Here is a 24604-nt window from a genome sequence, read left to right as displayed (position 1 = left end):
TGTAAATCAGGTTTTTTCAGCAAAGATTGAGCGTCCGAAAACACCCAATCTTTTCCCGCTCTATCGAACCGAGAAGGCTTCGCTAAATCGTCGTGTAATCGGCTCAACCAAGAAGGAGAGAATTGATCGCTTGCGCGTCACAATGTCTGCTGTTCCTGCCATCCCTGGAGAAAGTTCGACATTGCGACCCCGAACGGGAATTGCATTACGATCGAGTCTCACCTTTGCTGGAAAAACAGGTCCTAATTCGCGCCCGTTTTCATCTCTTTCGACCACTGCGTCTGGGCTAATCGAAATCAGTTCTCCCTCGATCACGCCGAATTCTTGATACGGAAAGGTTGCCAGCTTCACTTTTGCTTTCATTCCCGGACGCACAAAGCCAATATCTTGGTTAGAGACTTTCACTTCTAGTACCAAGTCGCGGTCTTTTGGCAGCAGCGAGAGGAGCTCTTCACCCTGCTGTACCAATCCTTCTGTAGCTTTGAGGTTATAGATTATTCCCGCAAAAGGAGCCGTGATCGATTCGCGGTCTTTACGTTGCTGAGTTGCAACTGCAATTTCGCCTTGTTTTTTGGTCAACTCTTCCCGGCGTTGTTTTAACTGCGTCAAAATCTCTGATTGACGCTGAGGGGTGAGTCCTTGTGCAGTGCTGCGTGCTGATTCAAAAGCCTGTCGAGCCTGATTAATCCGCTGTTGTTGCGCTTCAATTTCTCTTTCAAGGGAAGTGATTTGACCTTCCGCCTCGTTAATTTGGTTGATGGCGCTTGTCAGTTGTTGGCTAGCTTGTGTCACCTGTGCTGCTGCGTTCAGTAATTCTAAGTGCGGAACGGCTCCGCTGTCTTCTAGCGTTTTGAGGCGTCTTTGTCGCTCTTGGGCAATTTCTAGGTTTTTACGAGCATCTGCTTTACTTGCCGTCGCGTTTGTCAAAGTTGCGCGGGCATTGACCAAGTTTTCCTGGAAGCGCTCCAGGCGGGCTTGGGCTTCACCAATCGTGGCGTTTTGACGATTGGCTTCAGCAATTGCAGCATTTTGCTTATCGATAAATTCTCGCTGGCGTGAGGCAGTCAGTTGATCTTGTAGCGCATTTCCCGTTGCGCCTTGTCCTTGGCTCTCCGCTTCGAGTCGCTGAATGTCTTCCTGAATTTTTTTCGCGTCCTGCTTCAAGCTATCGACATTCGTTTCGGTTGCCCCTGGGTCGATTTCCATCAGGGTTTGTCCTTTTTCAACGGTCATTCCTGGCTTGACGTTGATTCTTGTGATCGTTCCGACGCTGGGAGCGCGAAACGGTCGAACTTCAGTCGAAGGAACAATTTTCCCGGTGGCGTTGGCAACTTCTTCGACTTCGCTAAAGTGCGCCCAGTTGATCGTTCCCAGCACTAAAACGCTGATGCTGCCTGCTAAGACTCGGGTATAGACTGGCGGCAACTCCTGTACCGCTTTGCCTAACTCGTAGGATAGGGAGTCTTCAGGGTTGGCAAGCTGATGGCGGGTTTGTTGGGATTGGGCGGGGCTAGCAGCCAGAGAAACTCTCATGATGGTGTTGATTAAGTGGGCAATCGCAAGTTTGGTAAATCACCCTTAAGTAAGTCCGGGGTCAGATGCCAAGGGGTCTACTATTATTTAACCTAAATTGCCCATAACAATCTGGTTGATTTCGTGAGATGTTCTTTAAAGTTTTAGTGAGCCTGATTCATTGGTTTCAGCCCTTCTTGGTTCCGACTTGTTTTACTGCGGCTTGGGCGCTGGTTTTGAGCATGGCTTGGCGGACGTTTGAGATCACACGAGACACGGTGAAGCAAGCCAAGCAGATGCACCAAATTCCCTGCGCGGACTGCCAATTTTTCACCGGAGATTATAATCTTAAGTGTCCAGTGCATCCGATGACCGCGCTTTCCGAAGATGCGATCGCCTGCCCCGATTATTACGAGCGTTAACTAGTGTTGGTGAGGAAATTAGCGGATTGTCCTGAGTTTATCGCAGGAGACGGTACGCTGCTGCGGGAATTGCTGCATCCAGAAAAGCAAGAGATTGAGCTGCGCTACAGTTTAGCTCATGCGATCGTGCCGGTGGGTCAGGTATCCATCCCGCATTCTCTCAAGACTTCTGAGGTGTATTACATTCTCAGTGGCGTGGGTGAGATGCATATCGATGATGAGGTGCAGACAGTTCGAGCGGGCGATGCTGTATACATTCCGCCGAATGCGCGGCAGTTCATTCGGAATGTGGGGCATGAGGCGATCGTTTTTATTTGCATCGTTGATCCGGCTTGGCGCAAAGAAGACGAAACGGTGTATTAAGTCCAAAGTATTAAGTCCAAAAGTCGCGATGGACTTCCAGAATTTCCTCTGCAACCTCCGGAATTTCGCCCCAAACTCGAATGGGCTTTTGACCTTGTTGAAAGATTGATCGGCAAGGTAAATTCAGCGTTGGATTCTCCGAATGATTGCCTGTCAACTCTAATAACCGAGTCTCCGCAATTCCATAAACCAAACGCCCAATATTTCCCCAATACAGCGTTCCAGCGCACATGGCGCAGGGTTCAACCGTTGTGTAGAGGGCGCAATCCCACAAATACTCCGGACTCAAATTTTGATACGCCGTTCGGATAAGCACCGATTCAGCGTGATTAACTGAATTGACGTTGCCTTGCTCGAACAAAACGGTTTTGTGATCCGGAGCAACCAGAATCGCACCGAACGGATGATGACCAAAGGAGCGCGATCGCACGGCAATCTGATTTGCTCGCCGCAAATGTTTCAGTATTTCCTCAGCAGTCGGATCGCGTGTTTCCATCACATCCCCCAGCGCTTCAGTGCCTGACTCAGTACAGCTTTAACTTGTTCTGCCACCGTTAATTCGCTGCCGCTCCCATCAATGCGAACGATACGATCGGAATTCTCCTGCGCGAGTGCTGCAAATCCCTGTTGAACGCGATGATGAAACTCAAGGCTAGCTTGCTCGATACGATCGCGCTTTCCTCGCTGTTTCATCCGCTCGAATCCAACTTCGACATCAATATCGAGCCAAATGGTTAGATCACTTTGTAATCCACCGGTTGCCACTTGGTTGAGTTGGTCGATCAAGGTGCGATCCAAGCCGCGACCGTAACCTTGATAAGCGATCGTCGAATCAGTGTAGCGATCGCACAAAATGATCGCGCCTCGTTCTAAATGCGGACGCAAAAAGGTTTCGACGTGCTGAGCGCGATCGGCAGCATACAGCAGCAACTCAGCCCGATCGTGAATTGATTCCTCGTCATTGTGCAGTAAAAGCTGACGAATGCCCCCACCGAGTCGAGTTCCGCCAGGTTCGCGGGTTGAAATTATCTCTACTGGAGTGCTGCGGGTTAACCATTGGCGCGATCGTTCAAGCTGCGTCGTCTTGCCACAGCCTTCTATTCCTTCAAAGACAATCAATTTTCCACTCATCTTAAACCCACGTCAGTTCCGATCCTCTAGCGTATTTCAAATTAAATGCTTTCTATTCGATCTCCGCAGAATAGATCACTTTTGAGGTTATCCGCTATAAAGGGGCTAGAACGACTTGTCACCAAGAGTGCCATGCTCTAGACAAGAACTACGCAGGCTGCTGGCTGTATTGGTCTGGCGACCGAATTAAAATTTACGGGCAGATACCTAGACCAGAGCATCGTTTTAGCGTAGGTTGGTAACGGAGAAAGTGAAGATTCACTTGTCACAAGATTGGGGTTTGCTATGGCTCGTTACACCTGTCTATTCACTGTTGGAGTCCCAATGCAGAATCTCCAGCCGCTGTTGAATCAGACGCTGAAGTCCTGCAACCTGGATGTCATTTACGCGACAGAAGACTACATGATGGCGCGTGAAATTCCAGGGAAAGTGGCATTTCCAAAGCTGGTTACAGTGGAGGTGCTGATTGATAAGACAACGGCAACCGACCAAGAAACTCGGATGAATTTTGTTGTTAAGAACGAAGAGCTACCGCTTCAAGTCGAGAATCACTGTCGCAAAATGTATAACCTGGTTAGCCAAGCAATCAGCGAAAATCAGGGCTGGAATTTGATTGAAACAGTAACGGGCTGATTCTCTAAACTAAAAAACTCCGATCTCCCCAGTAGAAGATCGGAGTTTTTTTTATTCTTCGTCCTCTGGATCACCAACCATATTCGGACTGATCAAGGTAATATCAAACTCATCGGGTGGAACCGTCAGCACCGCATCCCGTTTCAACAAGTAATAGATGGCGCGGACTTGAGGGCCAAAAACGATCTCATCTTGGTTACGGAGGTCGCATTGTTGCAGTTTACGACCATTAATCAAAAGCCCATTCGCACTCGGCTTACCTTTGAGGTTGCCATCGACAATCCGGTAATAATGCGTTCCGTCTTCGTTGGGGAGCTGAAGCAGGGTCGCATGACGACGAGAAACAAACTGCGACACTAAGCGAATATCGCACTTGGCATCACGTCCGATCGAATAAACCGGGGCATCTAACACAAACTCCCGGCGACCCTTATCATCTTCGATAATGATGAGATGGTTTTGATGCGGTTCTGAGGGCATTGACACTCGAATTAAGGATTGGGTGAACGGCAGGAAGGATTTATCCTAAAAAAGATAAGTCTAGTTTACGCGAAGCAACACAGTACGAGTATCGATATTCGCTCAAGCTGGTGTGCTTCGGTGTTTCATTGTAATGAATCAGGCTGATTACGCTCGACGATTAAATCGTTTATGCCTCACTCAATGTAACTGATTCTGGTCGTTCTGACGATTTTGAAAAACGTCGTAATAATAGCGAGTTGGTGACAACACTAACAGAGCTAAATGCCATAAATGCGCCCGCTGCAGCGGGACTGAGCAAAATACCGAATGCAGGCAGTAAAAGACCGGCAGCGATCGGGATTCCGAGTAAGTTATAGGCGAATGCCCAGAATAAGTTCTGTTGAATCTTGGCAAAGGTGGCGCGACTGAGGCGGATGGATTCAACCACATCACTGAGACGATCGCGCATCAGCACGATTCCTGCGGTTTCAATCGCGACATCGGTTCCCGATTTGAGCGCGATGCCGACATCGGCTTGGGCGAGAGCGGGTGCGTCGTTGATGCCGTCTCCGACCATGCCGACGCAGTAACCTTCGGCTTGGAGTTGGGCGATCGCGCTGGCTTTTCCTTCGGGTGGAATTTCGGCAAAGACATCAGACAATCCAAGATTTGCCGCGATCGCTTGAGCGGTTGAGGTGCGATCGCCACTGAGCATCAAGACCCGCAGATTTAGATCTTTTAGCGCTTTGATCGTCGATTGGGCATCCGGTCTGAGCGCATCTGAAACCGCGATAATGCCAATAAGCGCTTCGGTGGCGACATAGACGATCGTTTTTCCTGCGGCTGCAAGTTGGTCAGCTTGCGATCGAGCAGTTTCGGGAATCGCGATGTGGTTATTTTCGAGCCATTTTGCAGTTCCAAGAAAGACCTGCTGCTGAGCCGAATCAATTTCGACTTTTGCCGAAACTCCGAATCCTGCCTGCGTGTAAAAATCTTGTGCCGGAAGTAGGGGTAGGTTTTCAGCAGCCTTTAGAATTGCGGCAGCAAGCGGATGACGGGTTCCACTTTCGACCGTGGCAGCGAGCTGCAAGACCGAACCGCTTTCGAATTCGATCACATCAGTTACAACCGGTTTTCCAGTCGTGAGTGTTCCAGTTTTGTCAAAGACGATCGTATCGAGATGATGCACTTGCTCCAGGACATCTCCCCCTCGAATCAGTAATCCGCGCTCTGCTCCAATACCGGAACCGACGAGAATTGCAGTCGGCGTTGCGAGTCCCAAAGCACAAGGACAGGCGATGACAAGGACAGCGATCGCTAACTTCAAACTCAGCAGCATCGGTGAGGGATGCGGCATCATGCCCATATCATGAGCGTGTTCGATACCGATCGTCCACTGCGGTAAATTTGTCCAAATCTTAGTACCGATGAACTCCCAGAATAAGAAAGTGCAAAGCGCGATCGATAACACGCCATAAGTAAAGTAGCCTGCAATCGTATCGGCTAATTTTTGAATCGGAGCCTTGCGAGCTTGAGCCGATTCGACCAGATCGATAATTCGCGCCAAAGTGGTATCTTTGCCAACTCGCGTGACTCGAACAGCGATCGCGCCTGATTGATTGATTGTTCCAGCCGCGACGAGATCACCGACTTGTTTCTGAACGGGAATAGATTCGCCTGTTAATAAGGATTCGTCGATCGTCGTTTCACCCAGAACGACCTCACCATCAACCGGGATTTGTTCACTCGGTAAAACTTGCAGCCATTCTCCGACTCGAATATGAGCGATCGGAATCTCGATTCCTGGTTGAGTCGCGCCATTTTTGCCGATTAGTCTTGCCGATCGCGGTTGTAGGGCGGCAAGGGATTGAAGGGCGGCGGCAGCTTGTCCGCGTGCACGTTGTTCGAGGGTTCGTCCGAGTAAGATAAACCCGACTAGCATCACAGGCTCATCGAAAAAGCACTCCCATCCAAGCTGCGGGAAGATCAAGGCAACGAAACTCGCGGTAAAGGCTGTGAGCGTTCCCAAACTCACCAGCGTATTCATATTCGGTGCATTGCGGCGGAGTCCTTGCCAACCGTCTACGATCATCGATCGACCGGGAAAAATCAGCGCGGCGATCGCCAACCCACAGTGAAACCAAACATTACTCAGTCCAAGAATTCCAATGTGGAGATGTCCGATCGTTGAGAAGACGAGCAGTAAGATGGCGATCGCGAGTTGTTTGGTTTGCCGCTGCATTTCTGCTTGACGGCGTTCTGCAAGATCAGGAGTGTTGGAACTTTCTGCGGTGCGTGGCTGACTTGGGAAGCCCGCTTCAGTGAGTTTGAGAGCGAGGCTATCGGGGTCGATCGACGGATCGCATTCGACTGTAGCGAGTTCTGTCACCAAGTTGACCGTGGCAGATTTGACTCCCGGTTGTTGAGTCAGTTGTTTCTCGACCGCTTTGACGCATCCGGCGCATTTCATTCCGGTGACATCAAGGGTAATCGTTTCGATTGATTCGTCTGTAGGGGGTAAAACGGTTTGCGACAAGATCCAACGCTCCGATCAAAGACATCTCCTTTCTTGAGCGTAGAAGATGTTTTGCCGGATTGGTCATTTTTTTTGAATCTCGTTAGGGTTTAGTCTTTCAGAGTGTCGCGACGGAACCAGAGAAAATAGACGACTAGCCCAATCTGAACCGGGACGAGAATGAGGTAATTTCTGAGAATTGGATTAATGTCGAGTGAGGAAAAGGCATTGAAATAGCCCATTCCCAGAACACCGTAGAAGAACAGCAGCGAAGATTTTGAAAGTTTCTGCATTGTCGAGACCAAAGAGAATCAAATGCAGCCTAATGTTGATCGTCAAAACTAGACTGCATTACTAAGCTACCCTTGTGTTAAGGCTACTTTTGTTGGAACCAACTGTTAGAACCAACCTTTTTTGCTGGCGATGTAGGTACTGACAAATTCATCATCGCTCTTGGTAAGGTAAATGATGCCTTCTACGATTCCGATAATTGATGTCACCATTGCACCAACTCCGCAGGTTAGAAAGGTTGAAGCTAAGATAATTAGCCCTTCGGTTGTGTAACCTAAAATAAATTTGTGTACACCAAGGCTTCCTAGCAAAATACCGCAGATGCCTGCTGCAATCTTCTTACTTGCATCACCAGAAGTTCCACTTGTCATACTTTCTCCTTTTGAAGCTCATGTCTATCTGCTGGCAGTGTACCCCAACCCCAGAAAATACTTATACAGGAACACTCAACAAAGTTTACAGACGCAGCCGTGATATTACTGAGAAGTTTTGTGAACGACTCAACAGCAGGATTGGTGAGATAATTTGCTAAAACGATCGCCGACGCTTGCCCACCAAGATGTGCCAATGAAGGGATTGATTCAATATCTTTATAAAATTAAACCCAGTAAAGCGGTTCTCTGGTGCTACCTCATTTGGTATCTAGTTACGGTTTACTTTTACTTCGATCCGTCACCTAAGCTCTGGATCAACTCGATCGGCATCAGCGCCGTGATTGGAACAGGGTTGCTCTTAAGCGTGTCCCCTCAAAGCAGGCGCGATCGCTGGCAAACATTCAGGCTATATCTGATGCCATTTTGTGTTTCGAGTTTCGCAGCGCTAACGAAGGGACAAGATTTCATCGTAATTCTGTCGCCAAGAATTGAAGAAACGATCGTCGCGATCGCCCTTTCTGTGCTGTTCTTAGGGGCGATCGCGATAATCAAGCTGAGGTGGAAGCGAGGTTAGGTTGCTGCACTACCAAGTAGGAACAATGCCAATAGGGTGCCGCTATTCCATAAAGCATGAAGTAGCACCGATGCCATCAGATTTTGCGTCCGCGTGTAGACAAATCCTAAGATCACGCCCAACACAGTTAGAGGTAGGACTTCGGATAAGCTGAGATGCACGATCGCAAAGATTAAGCCGCTGATCAAAATTGATTGCCAAGTCGTGAAATACTTCGTCAACGAGGGCAGGAGAAATCCCCGGAAAAACGTTTCCTCAAACAACGGAGCCGCGATCGCTGCCGTGACAAAAAATAGAACGAGCGCGATCGAATCTCGACCTTCAAGCGCGATCGACAAGAGCGGATTACTGCCGCCGCGACCCTGCCAAATTTTGTCATTGATCCAGGAGATTCCTGCAACTAGCGGGTAAGCTGCTGCATATCCACCCACACCCCAAAGTAACCAGCGACCCTTTAGGCTGAAGCGAAACCAGTTGTTCTCAAGCGGCAAAAACTTCCGAATCGAGAAGTACAGAACGCTAAGTCCACCTGCTGCCAGCAATAGATAAGTGAAGAAAGCGAGAAACGCTCGATCGCGCACGGTAAAGGTCGTCGGATCAAGCTGAAATGCTGTTCTTGCCGCCAACAATCCGAGCGGGACAATCACCTGTCCGATTAACAGTTGCCCAACAGCGAAGAAACCAACCACTAACACCTGCCAAGTAATCTCAAAATCCCAAGGCACTGCCCATCGGATTGCGTTCGTTCCCAACAGTAAGGACTGGTCGCGCTTGAGCAGCCATTGTCCTCCTAGAATGAGCAGCACCCCAAAGCCAACGATCAGCGCGATCGCTGGAACTGCATTAGCGCTGACCCACTTCACTAAAGCCTGTTGAGAGGTTTGCTGTTCTGCATTGCGAAGGTCAGTTAAGGCATCCGATCGCTGTTCTAACGTGTAGAGTTTTTCGAGCGATCGGTTGCGGAACCAGCCTGTGAGATTTTGCTTCAGAATCGATTCGGCTCTGGGTGGCAATGTATTCTGCCACAGTGCAGTTAAGGTATCCGCCGTTATTTTGAGATTGCGGCTTTTTTGAGTCTGCGGAGCGGTGAGATTCGCCCAGCTTTTGAGTGCCGCATCAACTTGATTTTGTTGAGCCTGAAGGATGCCAATTCTGACATCAAGCTCATCGCGCAATGTCACTTGTTTTGCAAGTTCCGTCGTTAAGGCCTTAGCAGAATCGGAATCTGATTCAATTTGGGTTTGAGCCGTGGAAATTCCTTTTTCGACCGACGATCGCGTTTTTTGATACGCTTCCAGCGCGGTTTTTTGGGGGTTGCGATCGGTGAGTGCGGCTGTATTGGAATCGCCTTGGTACTGCGCTGCTTGAAGAAGTAAGTCCGTCTGAGAAAGTTCTAATCGGCTCTGGAATTGAGGTTGATTCCAACTGCCAATTAGATCAAGCGCGATCGCCGCGACTGCAACTAAGGTCAAACCCCACAATAAAATCCGCTTCGGTGTCATGCCAGTCCCTTAAAGTGTCTTCCCGTTATTCTAGGGAACTCAGGGTCGATCGCGCTGAATTGCGATCGTACTTTCGCCACCCGAACACGATAAAATCAGGCTGACTTTTTGCCCTAAACAACTTCTATGACGACTCGTGTAATTCTCGTGCGCCACGGTGAAAGCAGCTATAACGTGGAAAAAAGAGCGCAGGGGCATTGTGATCTCTCCACGCTGACCGAGAAGGGCGAAAAGATGGCAACCCAAGTTGCAACTGCCCTGAAAGATTTGAAGTTCGATGCGATTTACAGCAGTCCCTTACAACGCGCTAAACGCACGGCTGAAATTGTTCTTGCAGGTCTTGACAATCCGCCTCCGCTTCAAACGACTGATGATCTCAAAGAGATTAATATTCAGATTTGGGAAGGCTTGCTGTTTACGGAAATTGCAGAGAAATACCCGGAAATGTATGCTCACTGGCACTCGGAACCGCACAAGGTCAGAATGCCGCTACCGGATGGGGCTGAACTTTCTCCTGTTTTGGATTTATATGAGCAGGCAGAGCGATTTTGGCGATCGACGATTCCTCAACACCGCAATCAAACCATCTTGATCGTCGCGCATAGTGGGATTAATAGAGCGTTGATTAATACTGCGATCGGGCTTCAACCCGCAGATTATCAGCGCTTCCATATTTCTAACTGTGGAATCAGCGTTCTCAATTTCTCTGGTGAATTGGGGGATCAAGTTCAAATCGAATCGCTCAACGTCACCTCACATCTGGGCGAAACGATTCCTAAAACGAGACCGAATCACAAAGGTGCTCGTCTGTTGCTTGTGAGACACGGCGAAACTGAGTGGAATCGGCAGGGACGATTTCAGGGTCAAATTGATGTACCGCTCAACGACAACGGACGAGTTCAAGCGAGTCAAGCCGCAGAATTTCTCAAATCTGTGCAAATTGATTCTGCCGTGAGTAGCTCAATGGCACGCCCAAAAGAAACTGCAGAAATCATTCTCAAATATCATTCCGAAGTTGAACTGAAGCTGCGCGATGATCTGCGCGAAATCAGCCATGGACTTTGGGAAGGCAAATTTGAATCTGAGATTGAAGCCGATTACCCTGGATTGCTGCATCAGTGGCAACAACACCCGGAAACGGTTCAAATGCCAGAAGGCGAGAACTTACAGCAAGTCTGGGATCGTGCCGTTGTGGGTTGGAATGCGATCGTTCAGTCCGCTCATCCCGGAGAAACGATTCTCGTCGTTGCTCACGATGCGATTAACAAAGCTATCCTTTGCTACATTGCAGGCTTAACTCCGGCTGCTTTTTGGAACTTCAAGCAAGGTAACGGCGCGGTGAGCGTGATTGATTATGTCAAGGGAGCCGATGCAACTCCCTTGTTGATGGCGATGAACATTACGACGCATTTAGGCGGTGTTCTAGATAAGACCGCAGCAGGCGCACTCTAGATTGAATTTGCCGGAGTGGGCGATCGCAACTCTGCGATCGCCCCGATCAATTGTTGCAATTTACGCTCAGCCTGCCCTAGTTCTAAAATCGCTTTTGCTTGAGCAAACCCCGCTTCTAGACTGGTGCAGATGTGCGATCGCCACAGATAAAACCCACTATTCCAAATCACCGCTTGCGACAGTTCAGAGGGTTCGCCTTTAAGAGTTGCCTGCATTTCAGTGAAAATTTCATCGAGCGGGGTGAGGGGTAACTCTCTTGCGGCAAATCCATAATCACGCGGCACTAGAGTTAGGCGCTCAAACTTTTCGCCCATACCAATGCCGATGATCGCGGTACGATCGCGGGGCAAATCACAACTGCCTTCTAGTCCTTTCACTGTTGTAAAGTTCGTCGTTCCCCGCATTGCAAACGCATCCCGGAACATTCCTTCAGTTGGTGGATGGACATAGCCGCAAACTAAATGCGATTCACCCGCATAAGGGTTCCACATCAATTCCAGCGTCGAAAACGGCGGACGTTTACCAATTTGTTCTCGATACGGAACCAAACCTTGAGCTAAGGGAAAATGCGTCGGCAAATAGACAAATCCTAAGCCTGTACTTTCTAGAACTTGATGCACTTGAGCGATCAACAAGGGCTTCCAATTCACGCCTAATCCGTCCCAGAGTTCAATCAAGGGAACACCTTCTTTCGTCGGCATTCGATCGCCCCCGTGTAGCACCACCGGAACGCCTGCTGCCGCTAAAACCAGCGCAATCAACGGACTTAATGGAGCAGTGCGCGATCGACCATCATAGGGATTGCACATCACCGTAACGGGAATCTTGGATGCGATCGCAGGCAGCCGAGCGCTTAGAGCATCATAAGCATCGAGCATTCCAGCCAGTTCTTCTCCGGTTGGGCGCTTGATTCGGTGCGAAATCATAAACGCGCCAATCTGGGCGGGAGTTGCTTCTTGCAGCAGCATCAGTCGGGTTGCGGTTTCTGCTTCTTGACGAGTCAGGTTCTCGTTTGTGTGGGTTCCACTGCCGACCTTCTTTAGCAAGTCCCGAAACTCATAGCTCATAGCTTCTACCCAAGAAATGAATGGCTGCACATTGCAAGGTGTTACATCATATCAGACGAGCGCTTTTGGAAGCTGTACCAACAACGACGGCTGCATGAGTTCTTGAACCAGTGCCCGAAATCGCTGAATGGGCGGGATTTGAAGTCGATCGTGCGTCGTCACCAGAACGACTTGTCGAATTAGCGTTGGGTCAGTGGTCGATCGTACTGCTAGGGTTGGATCGAGATGAATGTCTTGAATGGCGCTTTGAGGTAAGAGTGCAATCAATTCTCCCTGCCTGACCACGCCTCGAAACGCATCCAGAGTATTCAGTTCTAAAGCCGCTTTGAGCGTTGCACCTTGGCGCTGGAATTGTTCTTGCACCAAGCGCTGCATTCCATAGCCATCCTTGAACACGACTTGTGGATAGTGAACTAGCTCCGACCACGGCACCATTTGATACTGCGCCAAAGGATGAGCTGCTGCCATTAACACCCGTACAGGTTCATCGTAAAGCACATCCACCACCATCTCTGGACTTGCCGTGAGAAAGCGGTTGTTCATGACGATCGCTAGATCCACCAATCCATCTTTCAAGACTTTCAAGGCGCGATCGCTTCCTAACGAAGTCACGCGCAACTGCACTTCGGGAAAGTCCTGACAAAAGCGTTGCAGCACAGGCGGCAAATGAAAGGCACAGACCGAATGAATTGCAGCAATACAGAGTTCAGGCTGCTTTCCAAGTCGGAGTTCTTCAAGCTCAGCGATCGCGTTGCGCCATTCTTGACAGATCTTCCGAGCGCGAGGCAGAAACCGCTCACCTGCAACGGTCAATTTTGCCTGAGCCGTCCGATGCAGCAAAGACATTCCCAAATCAGCTTCCAGCGATTGAAGCTGGCGGCTGATCGTCGATTGCGTCACATCACACTTGCGGGCGGCTTGCTGAAAACTTCCGGTTTCTGCGATCGCTAAAAATGCCTGTAGCTGCTCTAGGCGCATAGGGTGTAACCTGAGTCACATTCTTGTGACCTTAGCGGATTTGTGAAAGAACTTTCGTAAGGACTGATACAGGAGAAAATTTAGGTTCAGAAAAGGATTTGAAGTGCAGTCATTCTACCGCATCCTTCCTCTGAAGTTTTAGACTAGAAGTTCGCGATAGAGTGATAACGCTGCTGATCTACACCGAATCAACCCGAATATGCTTGAATCTTACCGTCAACACGTTGCTGAGCGGGCGGCTTTAGGAATCCCACCCCTGCCGCTTAGTCCGCAGCAGACTTCAGACCTGTGTGAATTGCTCAAGGCTCCACCTGCGGGTGAAGAAGCGTTTCTGCTTTCGTTGTTACGCGATCGTATTCCGCCGGGAGTCGATCAAGCGGCTTACGTTAAGGCAGGATTTTTGAGCGCGATCGCGAAAGAAGAAATCACCAGTCCACTTGTCTCACCGAAAGAAGCGGTTGAACTGTTGGGCACGATGATGGGTGGCTACAATGTGCATTCGCTAATCGAATTGCTCAAGTCACCGAATCCTGAAATTGCAGAAACAGCGACAGCGGCTCTGAGTAAAACGCTGCTGGTTTACGATGCGTTTCATGATGTGCAAGAACTGGCGGAGAGCGGGAACGCCTATGCTCAGCGCGTGTTGAAGTCTTGGGCAGAGGCAGAATGGTTTACCAATCGCGCTCCTTTGCCAGAAGCAATTACGGTTACGGTGTTCAAGGTTCCGGGCGAAACCAATACTGACGATTTATCACCTGCAACTCACGCCACCACGCGCCCAGACATTCCGCTTCACGCGCTGGCAATGTTGGAAACGCGCCAACCTGGATCGCTGGAAACGATCGTTGAACTCAAACAAAAAGGGCATCCGCTTGCTTATGTAGGCGATGTAGTCGGAACTGGATCATCGCGGAAATCGGCGATCAACTCGGTGCTGTGGCACATTGGCGAGGATATTCCGTTTGTGCCGAACAAGCGATCGAGCGGTTACATTCTCGGTGGGAAAATTGCGCCGATCTTCTTCAACACGGCAGAAGATTCGGGAGCATTGCCGATCGAATGTGATGTCACGCAGTTCAATACAGGCGATGTGATCACGATTTATCCCTATAAAGGTGAAATCACCAACGAATCCGGTGAAGTTATTTCAACTTTCACGCTGAAACCGGACACGATCTTGGATGAAGTCCGAGCTGGGGGACGGATTCCCTTGCTGATCGGTCGGACGCTAACCGACAAGATTCGATCGGCAATGGGATTACCGATTTCCGATCTATTCGTGCGTCCGCAAATGCCAGCCGATACCGGAAAAGGTTTTACACTGGCTCAAAAAATGGTGGGTAAAGCTTGTGGGCTTCCCGGTGTTCGTCCCGGAACCTCTTGTGAACCCATCATGACCACGGTTGGATCGCAAGATACCACAGGACCAATGACCCGCGACGAACTGAAAGAACTCGCCTGTCTCGGATTCAGCGCAGATCTGGTGATGCAAAGCTTCTGTCACACAGCGGCCTATCCGAAACCTGTAGACATCAAAACCCATCACGAGCTGCCTGATTTCATTAATTCTCGCGGCGGCGTTTCTCTGCGTCCGGGAGATGGCATCATTCACTCCTGGCTGAATCGGATGCTGCTTCCTGATACCGTTGGCACAGGCGGCGATTCACACACTCGTTTCCCGCTTGGAATTTCTTTCCCGGCTGGCTCAGGTCTCGTTGCATTTGCCGCTGCGCTCGGTGCAATGCCGCTTGATATGCCTGAATCGGTACTGGTTCGATTCAAAGGCAAACTACAGCCCGGAGTCACCCTGCGCGATGTGGTAAACGCGATTCCATACGTCGCGATGCAGCAAGGTAAGCTCACGGTTGCCAAAGAAAACAAAAAGAACGTTTACTCTGGCAAAATTATCGAGATGGAAGGATTGCCCGATTTGCAGTTAGAGCAAGCCTTTGAACTCACCGATGCCACGGCTGAACGATCGGCAGCAGGCTGCACGATCGCACTCTCGGTTGAAACCGTTTCTGAATACTTACGCTCCAATACTGCCCTACTCAAAAATATGGTGGCACGAGGTTACGGTGATGCTCGTACCATTCTCCGCCGCGTCCGCAAGATGGAAGAATGGTTGGCTGATCCGCATTTATTACAAGCTGATCCAGATGCTGAATACGCAGACATCATCGAAGTTGATCTCGATCAGATTAAGGAGCCGATCGTTGCCGCTCCCAATGATCCCGACAATATCAAACTGATGTCCGAATGTGCAGGCGACCCAATCCACGAAGTCTTTATCGGTTCTTGCATGACCAACATCGGACATTACCGCGCTGCTGCGAAAATTCTCGAAGGAGCCGGAGTCGCCAAAGCTAAACTCTGGATCGCCCCGCCAACCCGCATGGACGAACAACAGCTACGCGCTGAAGGAGTCTACGAAATCTTCCAAGCCACCGGAGCGCGGACAGAAATGCCTGGATGCTCGCTTTGTATGGGCAATCAGGCGCGAGTCGAGGATGGTGTCACGGTGTTCTCAACTTCCACCCGTAACTTCAACAACCGCATGGGTAAAGGGGCACAGGTTTATCTTGGCTCTGCGGAACTGGCGGCAGTCTGTGCGCTGTTGGGCAAAATTCCGACGATCGAGGAGTACATGAGCGTGGTACAAGAGAAAATTGACCCGTTTGCGGCAGACTTGTATCAGTATTTGAACTTCGATCGGATTTCCGGTTTCGAGGATGAAGGACGAGTGCTATCGAAAGAAGAAGAAGCAAAACTCATCGCTAGTGTGAGCTAGCTAGGGGGAAAGAGGGTGTCTATAATCTTGCTCAAAAGGCGATGGCATCTGCTTTTCGACTGAACTGCTGGAAAAATGGAGTTTTCCTACAAGTTTATAGACACCGCTTTTCCCAGCGTAAGATTACTGATCTTTGTGAAGCTGCTTCAAAATAAGGTGTAAATTTTACGAAGTTGCACTGAAGGGGTTTCACCCCTCACCCTGTCAATGTCATACTGTGATAAGTAGATGCACCCTGATGATGGGGGGACTCGCGAACTGCGACCCTCCTTTTTTCTTGTTTAAACCTCTAGCCCCTCATCCCGACTGCCGATATAATCGCGATTCAGGAACATAGGTGAGATATCATGGCAGACTGGCAGCAAATCGCAGGCGGCATTACAGCCCCGAAAGGCTACAAAGCAGCAGGAATCACGGCTGGACTCAAGCCCTCTGGCTTACCAGATCTCGCCCTGATTGTCTCCGAAGTCGATGCGATCGCGGCTGGAGTCTTCACCACGTCCCAAGTCCGCGCTGCTCCGGTCGATTACTGCCGCGAACGCCTGCAAACGAAATCAAATTGTCGCGCAATCCTCTGCAACGCAGGACAAGCAAATGCCGCAACAGGCGCACAAGGCATGATTGATGCGCTCGAAAGCGCCCAACTGATTGCCCAAGCGCTCAATCTGGCTTCAGATACAATTCTGCTCGCTTCCACCGGAGTCATCGGTCAGCGCATCAAAATGGATGCGTTGCGTTCGGCAGTGCCAACTCTCGTCACAAGCCTGAGCGAAACCGGAAACGATGCCGCAGCCAAAGCGATCACAACCACAGATTTAGTCCCCAAATCGATCGCGCTCGAAACGACAATCGCCGATCGTCCGGTTCGCATCGGTGGCATTGCTAAAGGTTCAGGCATGATTCACCCCAACATGGCGACAATGTTAGCGTTTGTCACTTGCGATGCGGCGGTTTCTCCTCCTCTATGGCAGCAAATGTTAAGTCGGGCAGCCGATCGTAGTTTTAACCAAATCACAGTCGATGGCGATACCAGTACGAATGATTGTTTGATTGCTTTAGCAAATGGACAATCGAGAACACCTGCCATTACCGAAGCGGGAGCCGAAGCAGAAAAGCTCGAAGCGATGCTGACAGAAGTTTGTATGTATTTGGCAAAAGCGATCGCACGAGACGGCGAAGGAGCAACCTGTCTGATTGAAGTGCAGGTTTCGGGTGCAGCAGATGATGCATCGGCGCGGAGAGTGGCGCGAACGATCGCAGGGTCGTCGCTGGTAAAATCGGCGATTTTTGGACGCGATCCGAACTGGGGCAGAATTGCGGGTGCAGCCGGACGAGCGGATGTCACCTTCGATCAAGCAGACTTGCAAATTAAGCTGGGTGAATTTTTGATGATGCAGAACGGACAACCACAACCGTTCGATCGTGCAGCAGCGAGTGGATATTTGAAGCAACAAGCTGCAAGAAGTACAGAAGGCGATCGACAATCGTTAGATCATCCGGTGATTATCTCTGTAAGCATTGGTAACGGTTCAGGCAGTGGAAAAGCTTGGGGCTGCGATCTAAGTTATGACTATGTGAAAATCAACGCAGAGTATACAACTTAGAGCATTCAAATTACTGCTCCTGTAAAGAGCGATCGTCCTTCATACGATCGCTCTCGTATCCTAAGCATCCTCGTTGGCATTGCTGATCAGATTGCCGCGCTCGTCAAAATAAAGCTCTATTTCTTCATCACCGCGCTCAATTTCAACCTCATAAAATGTGCCGTTCGGAGTCAGTTCAATTTCATGCTTTGTCACCGCATACCCCGGATATTGCTGTCTCACCCGCTCTAGCACGATCGCAGAAAACTGATCGGCTCCCAATTCGTATTCCGTTTCGAGCCACTGCCCCGATCGAGAAAACTCCGCCTCATACTCCCTGCCATCCTTTACAAAAACTGCTTCATAACCGTAAGGCTTTTCTTCCCACCTTGCATTTATGCCGGGATACTTCAGATTGAAAGCTTGCTGAACAGAACTTGGAACTGCATAACTGGAGCTACAACCAGCAAGTGCTAAAGATGCGATCAGAATTGGGTGTCTATGCGATCGGCGCACTGTGGAAAAGTTGAATAGCATAATGAATGGCAGGTGATTTCTAAATTAGTCTGCCCAGGCGCTAATCTCAATTTGATTTGTGGACGTTCACATTAATTGAGCATTTCGGAATTTGTGTTTCAAACTGGAATCAATTCTGCAAATGATTGCGGTTTCAACCATTCAACTCCACAATAAATCCTGACCTTTAAGCAGCAAACCCCATGCGTATAACTGGCTTGATGAGTGGTACATCCGTCGATGGCATTGATGCCGCTCTAGTTGAGATCTCTGGCTCTACAGATGACTTGCAAGCAACTCTAATCGCAGGTGAAACCTATCCCTATCCAGCACAGTTACGCGATCGCATTCTATCGGTTTGCAGTGGAGCCGCTTTATCAATGGCGGAACTTGCCGAACTCGATGACGAAATTGCTAATCAATTCGCCCAAGCCGCCCTGCGAATTCAGACCAACCAAACGCCAGCCGTTCTGATCGGTTCGCACGGTCAAACCGTTTTTCATCGTCCCCCATCCAATCGCTTAGGCTACAGCCTGCAACTTGGACGCGGAGCCACGATCGCGCATCAAACAAAAATCGCCACAATCAGCAACTTCCGCACAGCAGACATCGCGATCGGCGGACAAGGCGCACCCCTCGTTCCCGCGATCGATGCTGCTTTACTCAGACATCCGATCGAATATCGCTGTGTGCAAAACATCGGCGGCATTGGCAATGTCACCTTTTTACCTCCAGCAAAATCAGGACTACCGATTCGGGGTTGGGACACGGGAGCCGGAAATATGCTGATCGACCTGGCAGTCCAACAGTTCTCCGATCAAACTTACGATCGCGATGGCGCTTGGGCGGCTAGCGGCACCCCAAATCAAGAACTCGTCGATCGCTGGTTACAGCAAGACTTTTTTCAGCAGCCGCCGCCCAAATCTACCGGACGAGAACACTTTGGACAAGACTATCTCAACGCTTGTTTAGCCGATGCCGCAGGTCTAAGTCAGGCTGACGTTTTGGCAACCCTGACCGAATTCACCGCCGCCTCGATCGCCCACAGCTACAAAACATTCCTGCCGCAACTGCCCGATCGCGTCCTAGTCTGCGGGGGTGGCAGTCATAACACTTACCTCAAAGCTCGCCTCCAAGCCTTCCTGCCCGACAGCATTATTACCACAACCGACGAAGCTGGACTGAACGCCGACTTTAAAGAAGCGATCGCATTTGCAATCCTGGCATATTGGCGCTATCGCGGAATTCCTGGTAATCTCCCGGAGGTCACAGGCGCACCGCAACCCGTACTTTTAGGGGAAATCTACCACGTAGCCTAAGAGCGCTGCATGGTAGCATGGGGAGCCACTTAGCCTAGAACCGCCGTGAACCACACGTTTTTAATGGAGCCAGGACGCTGGACGCTCCAGGGAAATTGGCTAGAGCGTGACGGACTCCCGATCGCTATGAAAGGAAAACTCATCGTCGCTTGGAGCCGTGATGACTGGTTCACTCTGATTACCAAACTCACGTTTCCTCAAGCGCCCGATCGCGAAGACATGACCCTGCACTATCGAGGACGGCTTGATCAGGGCGATCGCCGCTATACCTTTGTGTTGCAGCACAGTATTCTGGGACGCATCGAAGGCGAAGGGTGGGTTGCGCCTGAATCGCTCGTTCAACGGCACTGGGTTTTGGGCGATCGCCAGCGACGCAGCGGATTTGAAACACTCTACCGCCTGAGCGACGATCGCTATTACCTTGCCAGCACTATGCTTACTGGACACGCGCTGACCAACATGATGGAAGCCACCCTAGAGCGACAAGCTGCTCCACTTACGTAGGCAGCCCCCGCTTCATCAAGTTATTTCAAAGACGCAAGTGTCCATACTGAAGTTATCCGTTGCTTGAATCTCTCGCCGCATGACTGACCCTCGAATCGGACAATTGCTCTCCAATCGCTATCAACTGATCGAGCTGATCGGACGTGGTGCGATGGGGCAGGTATACAAAGCGGAAGATGTCCTACTCGGCGGCGTGATCGTCGCAGTCAAGTTTCTGTCGCAAACGCTGTTAACGCGGAAAATGCGCGATCGCTTTCGGAGTGAAGCCCGGACTTGTGCGCTCCTCAGCACCAAAAGTATGCACATTGTCCGCGTGATGGATTACGGAGTCGATGACCAAGAAGTGCCCTACTACGTAATGGAATACTTAGAGGGCAATAGCTTGAGCGAAATGATTAGCGCTCAAAATCTACCGCTTCCTCGCTTTCTCAGTTTGGCGCGTCAGCTTTGTGCGGGACTACACTGCGCTCATCACGGCATTGCGATCGAGGGTACTCTTTGTCCAATCATTCACCGAGATATCAAGCCTAGCAACATCCTCGTAACACAGGACACAGGTTTCGGAGAATTGCTCAAAGTTCTCGACTTCGGGATTTCCAAATTGATGCAAGCCGACAGCAGTCAAACCAGTTCCTACATGGGAACTTTGGCGTATTCTTCTCCAGAGCAAATGGAAGGACGCGAACTCGATTCGCGATCGGATATCTACAGTTTGGGGGTGATGTTTTATGAAATGCTAACCGGACGAATGCCGCTGCAAGCGGATAACCATTCGTTTGGCGGTTGGTACAAAACGCATCATTTTCAGCAACCAAAAAGTTTTGTCGAGGCAAATCCCTCCACAAGAGTGCCGAAGGTACTAGAAGCCCTGGTCATGCGGTGTTTAGCCAAACTGCCACAAGATCGTCCTCAAACGGTCGAAGAAATTCTCAAAGCTTTAGAGCCGCTCGAACAGCGCTACGATGCCAATCGCCAAATTAGTCATCGCATTGGTGAGGCGTTGCTGAAACGACCCGTTACAACACTAACTCGCAGTACACATCGCCTCTCCGCGGATGATGCTTGCCAACTCACCGCTTGGCCCAAAGATAAGCCGATCGCGCAAATTGTCTTTCCCCACGTTCTCGAAACCAAGCAGGACACTTCAGCAACGATATGGGTGATGCTACCTCAGCAGGAAATTGAGAACATTCAAGTCGGTCGGCTATACAATCAGTTTTTCAAAACGTTTCTGTGCATTCAATCGCCGCATCCTGTGGTTCTCTGGGTGACAGCGCTTTATAATCAGATTCAGCATAAAGACGGCAACCCGCGCTGGTTAAAGTGTTTTCTGGATTTGAAAACCGAACAAGGTCAAAAACTAACTCGTCTCCTGATCGAAAAGGAAAGTTATTACATTCTGTTTTTCGCGATCGAAGATCCGCACCACTGCGCCTATGTGATACCCGTACAGACCACAGCTACCCAACGATCGCAAATTCGCGAGTGGATGCTTGCCAGCCAAGCCTGGGCATCTGTGGGCAAAGCAGCCGTCAGTAAAGATTTGCTCAAAGCTGAATTTGAGCGGATGAAGCCGAAAGTTCTGTCGGATTTAACCCAGGTTCATTCCGACAGAAGTACGGCTTAACGCGGAGTCGGAAAAAATAAAACGGGATGCAAACTTCGCCGTAAGAGTTCTGCTGCAAAGCTAGGAACAGAGTAGAAGCCACGATTGCTGCTGTTAGAGGAGATTGCGATCGCGCTGACATCTTTATCCTGAGCAGCCTGTAGAATTTGAGCGATCGCGTTTCCTCGACGCAGTTCGAGTTCGGCTTTGATACCTGCGGCTTGCAGTTGGGCTTGAGCAGGCGCTAAGGTTTCTGAGATTAAACGTTGTTCTTCCGCAGGCGAGGGATCAAATCTGCCGCCTTCTTCAATGACGCGACAAAGGTAGCAAGTCTGAGGGATTTCAGGTTGGGCATGTTGAACAATTTGAGCGATCATGTGCTTTGAAGCATTGCTGTCGTCGTAGGGAATCAGCAGTCCCCGGAATAGATGCTGACAGCGCAGGGTCAGTTCTTCCGTGGTGAGGGCTGAGATCAGTTGAGGGCGCACTGTCATGAGGGGAGTGGGCGATCGCTGCGAAAGTTCTGCGGTGGTGCTGCCAAATAGAGTTTCGGTGAAAAGGTTACGGCTTTGGGTTCCCATCAAAATCACATCGGATTGATAGGTTTTGGCGATGCGGGGAATCACATCTACAGCGCGTCCGGGTTGTACTTCGACTTTGACTTCGACTCCTGCGGGAATTTGTTCTAGTGCAGGAGCAAGCCGTTTTTGAGCACGATCGACTTTTTCGGCATTGGCCTTAGGCACTCCGAGATCTTCTGAGAGCGGCACGACATGAAGAAATACAATTTGCTGCATTCCGCTGGCGGCAAACTGAGGGACAAAATGTACCAGTCGTTGGAGTCCATCGCTGAAGTCAGTACAGATTAAAATCCGGTAAAACATAGAATTTAGATAACGCGCTATTCTTCCTTAACTGTGCAACATCCCGCGCCTTCCTACAAGTCGGTAGAGTTGCTCAGAAAGAGATTTCTGATTTGCTGAAATTTTGTATGAGCCGAATTGTAGTGATACTTTTGGTCGCGATCGAGCACCGTATGAATCGGAATCAGTTCCATTACACAGTTCGTATAAGCGATCGCTTCAAATCCCTTCACCACTTCAGCAGTCCAAGCCTCCTCGATCGGTGATAGTTCTGGAACTAAGCGCGAGCGCAATAATCCGGGTAAGATGCCCGTGCTTAAAGGTGGTGTCCACCAGCGATCGTCTTTCCAGCCCCAAAGCGTCCCCGTGCTTGATTCGAGCCAGTTTCCATGCTGATCAATCAAAATTGCTTCTTGAGCATTCAATTGCTGCGCGGTTTGCAGTGCAAGCCAAGGCGCGAGATAGTTCCCGGTTTTATGTTGAGGCAGCGATCGACTCAGTTCTGATTCTGCTACCCAAGCAGTAATGCCTTGCTGTTGACGTTGTGCTAAGTCGAGAGGGAGCGATCGACCCGTAATCCATTCTCGCCCATCTGGAAACACAACAACTCTCAGCGTTGGATAGTGAAGCGCCATCCATTCTGCACCAGAGCGAATGTTGTTCCAGTTTGGATCTTGCCAGTGAAAGGCTGCGATCGTGGTCTTCAATCGATCACAATGTTCATCCCACTGAGTTAAAGCGTGATCCAGGGATTGATACACTCGCAATGTTGTAAACGTCGTTGCACCATAAATTAAGCCTGGATCATTGATTGAGAGTTGAATTTGGTCGCCCTCGATCGCGCTGCCGTTGTACCAATGTTTCACCATAGTCCCATCTCTCTTAAACCAAGCTTGAGTCTTTCAGCTTCAGAAGGATTTTGTTGTTGATGTAGCGCGATCGCAGTTCGGAATGCCTCTAAGCTTTGAGGAACTCGACCCAGGTTCAGCAACACCACACCGAGATTTTGATAAGCTTCTGCATAGTTCGGATTGAGTGCAATGGCTTGATGATAATGGTCGATCGCAGTGGTGAGCTGTCCCATTGCTTTGAGCGTTGCACCTAAATTGCAATATGCGATCGCGAAAGTTGGATCAATGTCTAAAGCTTGTTGATAAAGAAGCGCTGCATTTTGCAGATCACCACAGTCTTTCAGCAGGCTTGCAAAGTTATTGATTGCTCCTAGCTTAAGTTTTGGTAGAACTGCCTGCCGAATCGCTTCCTGATACTGTTGTGCCGCTTTCTCTATCTCATTTAGCTCTGAATACACAACACCCAGATGATAATGCAGTTCGTATTTCGTCGAAGCATCTTCGACCGCCGATAATCCCCGCTCTAAAAGCTCGATTCCTTTTGCAGTTTCACCCACTCCAACATAGAGCGCACCCAGCTTGCTACAAACATAAGGATCATTCGGATGAGCAGCGAGGAAGGCTTCCATGGTCGATCGTGCTCTATTCACCTTGTCGCGCCCCGCGATCACGTCCGCCTGATAGCCTTCATGCAGAATTGCAACTTCTGAAACTGCTCCAATTTTCCAGTGCGGTTCGTGCTGCAACAACAACAACACCTGATCGTCAATCATCTCGTGATAGGGACGAGAAAACCAAAGTTCAGGATGCCGCCGAAACAATCGAGAAACTAGCGAGTACGGAGATTGTGCAGCTCCAACTTCCCTCCGAACTAAATTAAAGACTAAATACTCCTCCTGCTCGATCGCGCTTCGCAAAATCGGCGCAACTTCAGCCACTAGAGTTTCATCTGCATCCAGCACTAACACCCAATCGCCCTGAGCATACTTCAAGCACGCATTCCGCGCTGCTGAGAAATCATTACACCAATCAAAAGAGTGAACTTGTGCCCCAAACGATCGAGCAATTTCAACGGTACGATCGCTCGATCCCGTATCTAACACAATCATTTCATCGACCCAATCCTGCACACTCCTCAAGCATTGCGGCAAATTCTGCTCTTCATTTTTGACAATGATACAAAAGCTTAGCTGCATCGCAATTTGCCCCAGAAATCGAAGTCCATTATCAAATCATTACGTTAAATTGGATAAACCAGTGATTCTCAGATTTCTTGCAGATCCATGCAAGCTGCC

24 protein-coding genes are annotated in these 24604 nt (G+C 49.8%); 10 read left to right on the top strand and 14 right to left on the bottom strand.

The window, feature by feature from the left end; genetic code table 11:
• Positions 1 to 60: 60 nt before the first annotated feature.
• Positions 61 to 1533 carry an HlyD family efflux transporter periplasmic adaptor subunit gene (locus NC980_RS04055; RefSeq protein ID WP_190379839.1) on the bottom strand — a complete coding sequence of 491 codons (1473 nt, stop codon included), beginning with the start codon at positions 1531 to 1533 and terminating at the stop codon, positions 61 to 63.
• Positions 1534 to 1661: 128 nt separating this feature from the next.
• On the opposite strand from NC980_RS04055, the gene NC980_RS04050 reads away from it, so the two are divergent.
• Together NC980_RS04050 and NC980_RS04045 are read left to right on the top strand one after the other, a co-directional pair.
• Positions 1662 to 1934 carry a hypothetical protein gene (locus tag NC980_RS04050; RefSeq protein ID WP_190379838.1) on the top strand — a complete coding sequence of 91 codons (273 nt, stop codon included), beginning with the start codon at positions 1662 to 1664 and terminating at the stop codon, positions 1932 to 1934.
• 3 nt (positions 1935 to 1937) lie between these two features.
• Positions 1938 to 2297, top strand: a complete 360-nt coding sequence (locus NC980_RS04045; RefSeq protein WP_190379837.1) for a cupin domain-containing protein — start codon at positions 1938 to 1940, stop codon at positions 2295 to 2297.
• Positions 2298 to 2307: 10 nt separating this feature from the next.
• Here NC980_RS04045 and NC980_RS04040 read toward each other — a convergent pair whose 3' ends face one another.
• On the bottom strand, positions 2308 to 2793 hold the full coding sequence (locus NC980_RS04040) for a nucleoside deaminase (protein WP_190379836.1): 486 nt from the start codon (positions 2791 to 2793) through the stop codon (positions 2308 to 2310).
• Entirely contained in the window at positions 2793 to 3428 is a 636-nt protein-coding gene (tmk, locus tag NC980_RS04035) for a dTMP kinase (RefSeq protein WP_190379835.1), read from the bottom strand. The genes NC980_RS04040 and tmk overlap by 1 nt, the downstream gene beginning before the upstream one ends.
• A 285-nt stretch (positions 3429 to 3713) precedes the next feature.
• On the opposite strand from tmk, the gene NC980_RS04030 reads away from it, so the two are divergent.
• Complete coding sequence (locus NC980_RS04030; RefSeq protein ID WP_190379834.1) at positions 3714 to 4061, top strand: hypothetical protein; 348 nt, start codon at positions 3714 to 3716, stop codon at positions 4059 to 4061.
• Positions 4062 to 4112: 51 nt separating this feature from the next.
• Here the strand turns inward: NC980_RS04030 and NC980_RS04025 are convergent, their stop codons facing one another.
• The 4 genes from NC980_RS04025 to NC980_RS04010 form a co-directional block, all read right to left on the bottom strand.
• On the bottom strand, positions 4113 to 4541 hold the full coding sequence (locus tag NC980_RS04025) for an FHA domain-containing protein (RefSeq protein ID WP_190379833.1): 429 nt from the start codon (positions 4539 to 4541) through the stop codon (positions 4113 to 4115).
• Positions 4542 to 4710: 169 nt separating this feature from the next.
• A complete protein-coding gene (locus NC980_RS04020; protein ID WP_190379832.1) occupies positions 4711 to 7059 on the bottom strand; it encodes a heavy metal translocating P-type ATPase in 2349 nt (782 codons plus the stop codon).
• A gap of 89 nt (positions 7060 to 7148) precedes the next feature.
• Complete coding sequence (locus NC980_RS04015) at positions 7149 to 7331, bottom strand: hypothetical protein (RefSeq protein ID WP_190379831.1); 183 nt, start codon at positions 7329 to 7331, stop codon at positions 7149 to 7151.
• 105 nt (positions 7332 to 7436) lie between these two features.
• Positions 7437 to 7700 (bottom strand): TM2 domain-containing protein, encoded by a 264-nt coding sequence (locus tag NC980_RS04010; protein WP_190379830.1) that lies wholly within the window; start codon positions 7698 to 7700, stop codon positions 7437 to 7439.
• A gap of 154 nt (positions 7701 to 7854) precedes the next feature.
• Between NC980_RS04010 and NC980_RS04005 the strand changes: the two genes are divergently transcribed.
• The gene (locus tag NC980_RS04005; protein ID WP_242027248.1) at positions 7855 to 8277 is read left to right on the top strand and encodes a hypothetical protein; all 423 of its coding nucleotides are present in this window, start codon (positions 7855 to 7857) and stop codon (positions 8275 to 8277) included.
• On the opposite strand, the gene NC980_RS04000 is transcribed toward NC980_RS04005, so the two are convergent.
• Entirely contained in the window at positions 8274 to 9779 is a 1506-nt protein-coding gene (locus tag NC980_RS04000) for a CPBP family glutamic-type intramembrane protease (protein ID WP_190379829.1), read from the bottom strand. The genes NC980_RS04005 and NC980_RS04000 overlap by 4 nt on opposite strands.
• Positions 9780 to 9905: 126 nt before the next feature.
• Between NC980_RS04000 and NC980_RS03995 the strand changes: the two genes are divergently transcribed.
• Positions 9906 to 11231 carry a histidine phosphatase family protein gene (locus NC980_RS03995; protein WP_190379828.1) on the top strand — a complete coding sequence of 442 codons (1326 nt, stop codon included), beginning with the start codon at positions 9906 to 9908 and terminating at the stop codon, positions 11229 to 11231.
• Here NC980_RS03995 and NC980_RS03990 read toward each other — a convergent pair.
• Positions 11228 to 12298, bottom strand: coding sequence for an anthranilate phosphoribosyltransferase family protein (locus NC980_RS03990; RefSeq protein WP_190379827.1), 1071 nt, complete (start codon positions 12296 to 12298; stop codon positions 11228 to 11230). The two genes, NC980_RS03995 and NC980_RS03990, sit on opposite strands and share 4 nt — an antisense overlap.
• A gap of 51 nt (positions 12299 to 12349) precedes the next feature.
• Positions 12350 to 13276: a LysR family transcriptional regulator gene (locus NC980_RS03985; RefSeq protein ID WP_190379826.1), complete on the bottom strand. Its 927-nt coding sequence runs from the start codon at positions 13274 to 13276 to the stop codon at positions 12350 to 12352.
• 199 nt (positions 13277 to 13475) lie between these two features.
• On the opposite strand from NC980_RS03985, the gene acnB reads away from it, so the two are divergent.
• Positions 13476 to 16067, top strand: coding sequence for a bifunctional aconitate hydratase 2/2-methylisocitrate dehydratase (gene acnB, locus NC980_RS03980; RefSeq protein ID WP_190379825.1), 2592 nt, complete (start codon positions 13476 to 13478; stop codon positions 16065 to 16067).
• 347 nt (positions 16068 to 16414) lie between these two features.
• Positions 16415 to 17671: a bifunctional ornithine acetyltransferase/N-acetylglutamate synthase gene (argJ, locus tag NC980_RS03975; protein ID WP_190379824.1), complete on the top strand. Its 1257-nt coding sequence runs from the start codon at positions 16415 to 16417 to the stop codon at positions 17669 to 17671.
• Positions 17672 to 17731: 60 nt separating this feature from the next.
• Here the strand turns inward: argJ and NC980_RS03970 are convergent, their stop codons facing one another.
• Positions 17732 to 18187, bottom strand: coding sequence for a PepSY-like domain-containing protein (locus NC980_RS03970; RefSeq protein WP_190379823.1), 456 nt, complete (start codon positions 18185 to 18187; stop codon positions 17732 to 17734).
• A 182-nt stretch (positions 18188 to 18369) separates the two neighbouring features.
• Here NC980_RS03970 and NC980_RS03965 point away from each other — a divergent pair, with 182 nt between their 5' ends.
• The 3 genes from NC980_RS03965 to NC980_RS03955 all read left to right on the top strand — a co-directional run bounded on the left by NC980_RS03965 (position 18370) and on the right by NC980_RS03955 (position 21616).
• The gene (locus tag NC980_RS03965) at positions 18370 to 19485 is read left to right on the top strand and encodes an anhydro-N-acetylmuramic acid kinase (RefSeq protein WP_190379822.1); all 1116 of its coding nucleotides are present in this window, start codon (positions 18370 to 18372) and stop codon (positions 19483 to 19485) included.
• A 45-nt stretch (positions 19486 to 19530) separates the two neighbouring features.
• Entirely contained in the window at positions 19531 to 19989 is a 459-nt protein-coding gene (locus NC980_RS03960; RefSeq protein WP_190379821.1) for a hypothetical protein, read from the top strand.
• A 79-nt stretch (positions 19990 to 20068) separates the two neighbouring features.
• Positions 20069 to 21616 carry a serine/threonine-protein kinase gene (locus tag NC980_RS03955; RefSeq protein WP_190379820.1) on the top strand — a complete coding sequence of 516 codons (1548 nt, stop codon included), beginning with the start codon at positions 20069 to 20071 and terminating at the stop codon, positions 21614 to 21616.
• Here the strand turns inward: NC980_RS03955 and NC980_RS03950 are convergent.
• Genes NC980_RS03950 through NC980_RS03940 form a run of 3 tightly spaced genes read right to left on the bottom strand, consistent with a single transcriptional unit; the run spans position 21613 to position 24505 of the window.
• On the bottom strand, positions 21613 to 22479 hold the full coding sequence (locus NC980_RS03950; RefSeq protein ID WP_190379819.1) for a universal stress protein: 867 nt from the start codon (positions 22477 to 22479) through the stop codon (positions 21613 to 21615). The two genes, NC980_RS03955 and NC980_RS03950, sit on opposite strands and share 4 nt — an antisense overlap.
• Before the next feature lie 53 nt (positions 22480 to 22532).
• Positions 22533 to 23327, bottom strand: a complete 795-nt coding sequence (locus tag NC980_RS03945) for an aminotransferase class IV (protein ID WP_190379818.1) — start codon at positions 23325 to 23327, stop codon at positions 22533 to 22535.
• The gene (locus NC980_RS03940; RefSeq protein WP_190379817.1) at positions 23321 to 24505 is read right to left on the bottom strand and encodes a glycosyltransferase; all 1185 of its coding nucleotides are present in this window, start codon (positions 24503 to 24505) and stop codon (positions 23321 to 23323) included. The genes NC980_RS03945 and NC980_RS03940 overlap by 7 nt, the downstream gene beginning before the upstream one ends.
• Positions 24506 to 24604: the final 99 nt, after the last annotated feature.

The sequence above is a fragment of the Leptolyngbya sp. AS-A5 genome (assembly GCF_039962495.1).
Taxonomy (GTDB): domain Bacteria; phylum Cyanobacteriota; class Cyanobacteriia; order Leptolyngbyales; family Leptolyngbyaceae; genus Leptolyngbya.
Note: the sequence above shows the minus strand (reverse complement) of the source record. Positions and strands in the feature narration are given on the sequence as shown.

What these genes read in the sequence shown, in the direction of transcription:
- NC980_RS04040 (WP_190379836.1), bottom strand. Translation starts at nt 2,793, where the DNA reads ATGGAAACACGCGATCCGACTGCTGAGGAAATACTGAAACATTTGCGG.
- NC980_RS04055 (WP_190379839.1), bottom strand. Translation starts at nt 1,533, where the DNA reads ATGAGAGTTTCTCTGGCTGCTAGCCCCGCCCAATCCCAACAAACCCGC.
- NC980_RS04015 (WP_190379831.1), bottom strand. Translation starts at nt 7,331, where the DNA reads ATGCAGAAACTTTCAAAATCTTCGCTGCTGTTCTTCTACGGTGTTCTG.
- NC980_RS04025 (WP_190379833.1), bottom strand. Translation starts at nt 4,541, where the DNA reads ATGCCCTCAGAACCGCATCAAAACCATCTCATCATTATCGAAGATGAT.
- NC980_RS03995 (WP_190379828.1), top strand. Translation starts at nt 9,906, where the DNA reads ATGACGACTCGTGTAATTCTCGTGCGCCACGGTGAAAGCAGCTATAAC.
- acnB (WP_190379825.1), top strand. Translation starts at nt 13,476, where the DNA reads ATGCTTGAATCTTACCGTCAACACGTTGCTGAGCGGGCGGCTTTAGGA.
- NC980_RS03945 (WP_190379818.1), bottom strand. Translation starts at nt 23,327, where the DNA reads ATGGTGAAACATTGGTACAACGGCAGCGCGATCGAGGGCGACCAAATT.
- NC980_RS04050 (WP_190379838.1), top strand. Translation starts at nt 1,662, where the DNA reads ATGTTCTTTAAAGTTTTAGTGAGCCTGATTCATTGGTTTCAGCCCTTC.
- NC980_RS04000 (WP_190379829.1), bottom strand. Translation starts at nt 9,779, where the DNA reads ATGACACCGAAGCGGATTTTATTGTGGGGTTTGACCTTAGTTGCAGTC.
- NC980_RS03965 (WP_190379822.1), top strand. Translation starts at nt 18,370, where the DNA reads ATGCGTATAACTGGCTTGATGAGTGGTACATCCGTCGATGGCATTGAT.
- NC980_RS03990 (WP_190379827.1), bottom strand. Translation starts at nt 12,298, where the DNA reads ATGAGCTATGAGTTTCGGGACTTGCTAAAGAAGGTCGGCAGTGGAACC.
- tmk (WP_190379835.1), bottom strand. Translation starts at nt 3,428, where the DNA reads ATGAGTGGAAAATTGATTGTCTTTGAAGGAATAGAAGGCTGTGGCAAG.
- NC980_RS03940 (WP_190379817.1), bottom strand. Translation starts at nt 24,505, where the DNA reads ATGCAGCTAAGCTTTTGTATCATTGTCAAAAATGAAGAGCAGAATTTG.
- argJ (WP_190379824.1), top strand. Translation starts at nt 16,415, where the DNA reads ATGGCAGACTGGCAGCAAATCGCAGGCGGCATTACAGCCCCGAAAGGC.
- NC980_RS03955 (WP_190379820.1), top strand. Translation starts at nt 20,069, where the DNA reads ATGACTGACCCTCGAATCGGACAATTGCTCTCCAATCGCTATCAACTG.
- NC980_RS04030 (WP_190379834.1), top strand. Translation starts at nt 3,714, where the DNA reads ATGGCTCGTTACACCTGTCTATTCACTGTTGGAGTCCCAATGCAGAAT.
- NC980_RS03985 (WP_190379826.1), bottom strand. Translation starts at nt 13,276, where the DNA reads ATGCGCCTAGAGCAGCTACAGGCATTTTTAGCGATCGCAGAAACCGGA.
- NC980_RS04010 (WP_190379830.1), bottom strand. Translation starts at nt 7,700, where the DNA reads ATGACAAGTGGAACTTCTGGTGATGCAAGTAAGAAGATTGCAGCAGGC.
- NC980_RS03950 (WP_190379819.1), bottom strand. Translation starts at nt 22,479, where the DNA reads ATGTTTTACCGGATTTTAATCTGTACTGACTTCAGCGATGGACTCCAA.
- NC980_RS03970 (WP_190379823.1), bottom strand. Translation starts at nt 18,187, where the DNA reads ATGCTATTCAACTTTTCCACAGTGCGCCGATCGCATAGACACCCAATT.